Source organism: Candidatus Methylacidithermus pantelleriae, assembly GCF_905250085.1.
GTDB lineage: Bacteria > Verrucomicrobiota > Verrucomicrobiia > Methylacidiphilales > Methylacidiphilaceae > Methylacidithermus > Methylacidithermus pantelleriae.
Genome location: NZ_CAJNOB010000050.1, coordinates 1 through 5,265 on the forward strand (window position 1 = coordinate 1; position 5,265 = coordinate 5,265).

The 5,265-nt window shown below is 50.8% G+C and carries 4 protein-coding genes; all 4 read left to right on the top strand.

All coding sequences use genetic code 11. The features are described 5' to 3' along the window. Nucleotides 1-1,887 (top strand): hypothetical protein (locus KK925_RS09150; RefSeq protein WP_174583545.1); only part of this gene is annotated, 1,887 nt, incomplete at its 5' end. A 49-nt stretch (nucleotides 1,888-1,936) separates the two neighbouring features. After that, nucleotides 1,937-2,299, top strand: coding sequence for a hypothetical protein (locus KK925_RS09155; RefSeq protein ID WP_214096460.1), 363 nt, complete (start codon nucleotides 1,937-1,939; stop codon nucleotides 2,297-2,299). Further along, the gene (locus KK925_RS09160) at nucleotides 2,296-3,999 is read left to right on the top strand and encodes a hypothetical protein (protein ID WP_174583547.1); all 1,704 of its coding nucleotides are present in this window, start codon (nucleotides 2,296-2,298) and stop codon (nucleotides 3,997-3,999) included. The genes KK925_RS09155 and KK925_RS09160 overlap by 4 nt, the downstream gene beginning before the upstream one ends. Nucleotides 4,000-4,528: 529 nt before the next feature. Further along, nucleotides 4,529-5,265: hypothetical protein (locus KK925_RS09165; RefSeq protein WP_214096461.1), on the top strand; the 737-nt coding region annotated here is incomplete at its 3' end.

Consider the following 5,265-nt stretch of genomic DNA (forward strand, 5'->3'; position numbering starts at 1 on the left):
TCCGGTATGGCGATCCACCTTTTCGAGGAGCCGAATTTCCTTGATTTTGCCTCGAAGATAAAGATCCGATCCAAAGAATCAGGGATAATCCCTCTGCACCTTAATCCCGTTCAAAGGTACCTTCTTGATGAAATCAAGGTAGGCCTAGCCAACGGCAAGCACAGGTTCGTCATCCTAAAATCACGGCAGGAGGGGATTACTACCCTTTCCTGCGCCATCACCATCTACGTGTGTGAAGCTCTCCCGGGGACTCAGGGGATGCTCATCGCGGGCGACGATCCAGGAAAAGAATCTTTACGGAAAAAGATTCGCTTCATGATCGATAGTCTCCCCGAGGAATGGACGAGTGGAGTCGCGGAAGATAACCGTTACTGTGTAGGGCTTGCCAATGGCTCGACCCTCTTTCTTCGTCATGCGGGATACGGGGGACTCGAGGGAGGAGAACTTGGAAGAGGGGAAGGGCTTACCTATATCTATGGGACAGAGATGGGGTTGTGGAAAGATCCCACCAACTACGATTCTCTCATGGCTTCGTTTGCGGAGAAAAACCCGTATCGACTAGGAATCTTCGAAGGGACAGCGAAAGGTATCGATAACCTTTTCCGCGAGATCTGGACCAAAGCGCAGAATTCTTCAGAACAAGTTGCCATCTTCCTTGGTTGGTGGAGGAATCCATCGAGGCGCATCCCAAGAAACCATCCATTGTTTAAAAAATGGTGGAACGGAAGACTCACTCCAGAGGAGAAGCAGTGGGTCAGTGAGGTAAAGAAACAGTTTGGGTTTGATATCACCGATGAGCAAATCGCATGGGCCAGGATGACGTGCGAAGAAAAGTTTCGAGGACATCTTTCTACGTTCTACCAGGAATTCCCACCCACTCCCGAGTACGCCTGGCAAAGCACAGGCTCCCGATTTTTTCCTTCGATTTACCTTAACCGATGCATCGATAGACACGTTCGAGAGCCTATCCGATCGCTTAGGTTCGAATACTCTTCGGATTTTCTTAACTGCAAAGTTCTCGATTGCGACCCGGAGGATTCCGATCTTTCCATCTGGCAACCTCCATCACCGGGTGCGAAATACGTAATGGGGGCGGATCCCGCATGGGGATGCACCGATTTCGGTTCCAACTTCTGTTTTAGCCTTTGGCGATGCTGGGCAAACCGAATGGAACAGGTTGCTGAGTTTTGCACCCCGTCTCTTGCGGCTTATCAGTTCGCATGGACCATTGCGTACGTGTGCGGTCAATACAAAGACGTTTTCCTTATCCTCGAAATCAATGGAGGAGGGTCCACGGTCATGCAGGAGCTTTTTCGACTCCAGCAGCTTCCTCGAACCTATGAAGGCGGGGAACCAAGCAACATGCTCGATTTCCGAAACGCCATCACGCATTACCTCTACAAGAGGGTGGATAGCTTAAGCAAACCCAATTGCTGGCATTGGAAGACAACCGGGGGACCGAGCGGGACAAAGCAACGGATGATGTACGCGATCAAAGACCTTTTCCTTCAAGGTATTCTTATCCCTCGAAGCGAAAGGCTTATCGTGGAGATGTCCAAAATCTACGTCCTACCCGGAGGAGAATTCCAGACCGAGGGAGGGGAGAATGACGACCGAGTGATGGCGTCCGCAATGGCTTGCATCGGGTTTACCGAATCGGTTCGGTACTCGGTCTACAGGCAGATTTGGACTCCGGAGATGGAGGAGAAGGAAAGAATTACTCCTGACCGTATGGAGGTAACGTCCTGGAAGCAGAACTACAAGGATCTTTTCTACGACCAGTTCTACGGTTACCTTCTGGGTGCGGGGGTAATCACGGAAAAAGAAATGCAGGAGATGCGGTATGGAAGGGATATACAAGGCATGCCATTGTCGGAAGTGCAGTAAGCTTTTCCGCTATATCGGTGCACCGGTATGTACCTACTGCGGGTACGACATGACCATGTGGCTTCAGCCTCGGCACAACTGGAAGAAAGGGCAGGCTGACCTTAAGGCAGTAAAATACGTCGAGAACCTTATGAGGGGACAGGGGATACTCAATTATTCTCGGGAACCTGGGGAGAAGCCGAAGATCTCCTGGGCCGGTAGACTCGGACGGCCGCTTCAGTTTGCTGGGAAATGGAACCAGATTGCCGTAGGTGACAGGTTTGATGAATCGATCAGGAATTCCATGATCAAGCCTGTGACCGGGAAAATCACGTACGATAAGGATGAGGGGCCCGCACCGAACACGATTTGTCCAGAACCGGAACACATTCGGCCAGAGTTTAAAGTACGAGTGAGAGCCAACATCCCATGATCATCAAGGAACGGAATCTCAAAGATCAGGTTCAAGAGATCCTGCACTACTGCTTCCTTACGGCGCAGTCACGCTCTAGCTTCTACCGAAGTAATCGAGATTGGTACTACGGCGGAGGGGATTCCTGCGTCGTTAACCGAATCAAACCGATCGTAGACCGAATGATCTCCATCGTCTACTCCACCGAAGGGATACGATGGTGGATCGATTCTCCCAAATCAGAAGAGGCAACATTCGATAACGCCGTCCTGGAATCGGCTATCGACGTTTTCAATGACGAGTGGGATGAACTTGGCGGAAGGTCTGCCATTAGCGAAGGCATTCGGGATGGATTTATCAACGGCTGCGGCGTCTTCCAATGGTCAAGCTACAAGGAACGATGCGAACTTTTTCGTATCCCAACCGAAATGTTCGGAGTGTACCGGGAGGATATCGAAGAACTTGATAGGCAAGAAGCGGTGGCCCTTCGAAGCTACATCTCCAAGCACGAGCTTATACGATGGACGAAAGCTATTGGCATTTTCAATGAATCGGTCCGGAGGCTTATTGAGACTCTCTCTTCGGAATGGGCGCCAATGGGGGACGAGAAAGGAGGTGTTTCGGTTGGTGATGAAAAGATTATTGCAGGGTCTCCTTATCCTGATTGGAGCTTTTCTCGAGCGGCAAGCAACGTCCAGCAACTTGCTGGAAAACCATACGATAGCGTTCCTATTCCGAATGCACCCGATATGCTGTACAACGCCATCGTAAAAGCTCCGGTCATCCCAATCGAAATCCTCTGGGTATGGGATGACGTACTCTCCGACTACCGAGTTTTCCACCTTCTCCCTAACGGCGTCCTCATCTACGACTCGTTTGACAAAGATCTTGGAGGGAATCCGGAACGTCCTAACCCATTCGTCCCCGGAGAGATTCCTTTCTTTATCTTACGACCCTTCGAAGCCAATTCCTACTTTTGGGGATTTTCTTTTGTTGGGTATCTTGCTCCGGTACAGCGATGGTACAACACAAGACTGGCAAGCTTTGACAAGGCATTTGAAAAGTCTCTTGACCCCTCCTTGGTCATCAAAAGCCCTCGCGAAGTCACAAGGCAAATGGCCGACGCTTTCCATCACGCTCAGGGGTTCATTCAATTTACTCAACCGCACGAGGATGCCGTACCGATCTACCCACAGATCCCTCAGACGGTCATAGAGGGGTTTAAGATGGTGGAACAAGCCTTTGCGGATATGGCAATGCTTGCTCCTGTGCTTATGGGAGAAGGAGAGAGAGGGGCTCGTTCAAGCGACCAGTACTACCAAATGATCCGTGCTGCCTCCGCTCCCATGAAGGATATTGCCTTACGAATTGAGACCGGACTTGAAAGAGGCGGGCAACTGCTTCTCCATTGGCTCAAAGCGCATTCCAACAGACGCATCTTCACCAGAGCAGGGAATCACGCGGTCTTTGCTCAGCTATCGGACAACGTCAAAGTCAAGATCGATGGGCATAGCCATTCGCCTGTCTTCGTCGAAGATTCGATGCAGATGGGGCTTCTCCTCTACAAGCTTGGCATCATTGACGATGAAACATTGGTTGACTATTTACGGCCGAAGCTCTACAGCTTAATCAAAGCGAGGCAACCAGAGATTCAAAAGAAGAAGGAGCAAGCCGCTATTCTTCAGATGATTCTTGGAGGCCGAGCTAAGGGAAGGAGGTGAGAAAAGGTGTTTGACGATCGTTTTGCGGTCTACAAAAAGCACAGGGGTGGCCGGCGAAAAGGCCGTAAGTGAATTGCCTCCCTAAAGCGGGAGGCGGATTCCATTTCTGCCTCCCGCTCCATTCCTTATGCCTGACAATATTCTTTCCCCAACTCCGAATCCTTCTCCGGTAGCAAGTCCGGTGGGTACTCCTGGGCCACAGGCTGGACCCACGGATCTATCTATGGTCTACATACAGCTAGCCAGGGCCGCACTCGAGAGAGCTATGGTGCTTTCGGGGTCTGGGAGTCCTGTCGGACAAAAGGTCTTGCGCGCGCTCAATTCGATTAAATCTTTATCGGCCGCAGGAAAGCAAAGCGACCTTATGCCTTCGGAACTTATGCGTCTGGTTACAGGCCCTTCTGGAGCAAGGGAAGTCGGGCTTGGTACTGCACCTACTCCACCTTCTCCCGCTGGACCCACTCCTCCAACGGGCGGCGCGCCTACTCCATTAACTCCTCCACCTTTCACCATACCACCGAGGTAAGCCATGGCGTTGATGCAAGAACTTTCGAGTCTTTCTCCGCCGCAGTTCACCATTCCTCCTAATCTTCAGGACAGGGCGCGGGGCATGGATGAGCTCGGTGACTTCTTGAGTCAATGGTTACGGGGTCCTTATTCGATTGATATTCAGCAATTCCTTGCGGGACAGTTGCAGCAAATGGGGCTTACCGGGCAGTCGCAGCAAACGGGGCCTCCCGGGCTCAACCAGTTCATCTCAGGATTGCAGGGGGTTCCCGGGGGCAGTGCGTTCACCTCAGCATTTCAACAGGATTTTCCCAATTTCATTCCCAACCTAACCTCAATATTGCAATCGGCTTCCTCGTTCTACTCAGCATTGCAAAGTAATCCTCAGCTAATGTCATTAGTGCAACAGCAGTTTCCCAATCTAATCTCAATATTGCAGGGGATTCCCTCGTTCCTCTCAGCATTTCAACAGGATCTTCCCAGCCTAATGTCGGCATTGCAACAAGGGGGTGTTCAAGGCTTCATCTCAGCATTGAATAAGCAGTTTCCCAATCTCATTTCCAATCTAAACTCACTATTGCAACAGCTTCCCTCGTTCCTCTCAGCATTGCAAAGTAATCCTGCGCTGTCAGCATTGAATCAGCAGTTTCCCAATCTCATTTCCAATCTCACCTCAATATTGCAAGGGGCTTCCTCGTTCGCCTCAGCATTCCAAAAGGATTTTCCCGGGCTATACTCAACATTGCAAAAGGACTTTCC

Bases quoted from the DNA above. Each gene is read 5' to 3' on its own strand.
- KK925_RS09155 (WP_214096460.1), top strand. From the start codon at position 1,937: ATGACCATGTGGCTTCAGCCTCGGCACAACTGGAAGAAAGGGCAGGCT.
- KK925_RS09160 (WP_174583547.1), top strand. From the start codon at position 2,296: ATGATCATCAAGGAACGGAATCTCAAAGATCAGGTTCAAGAGATCCTG.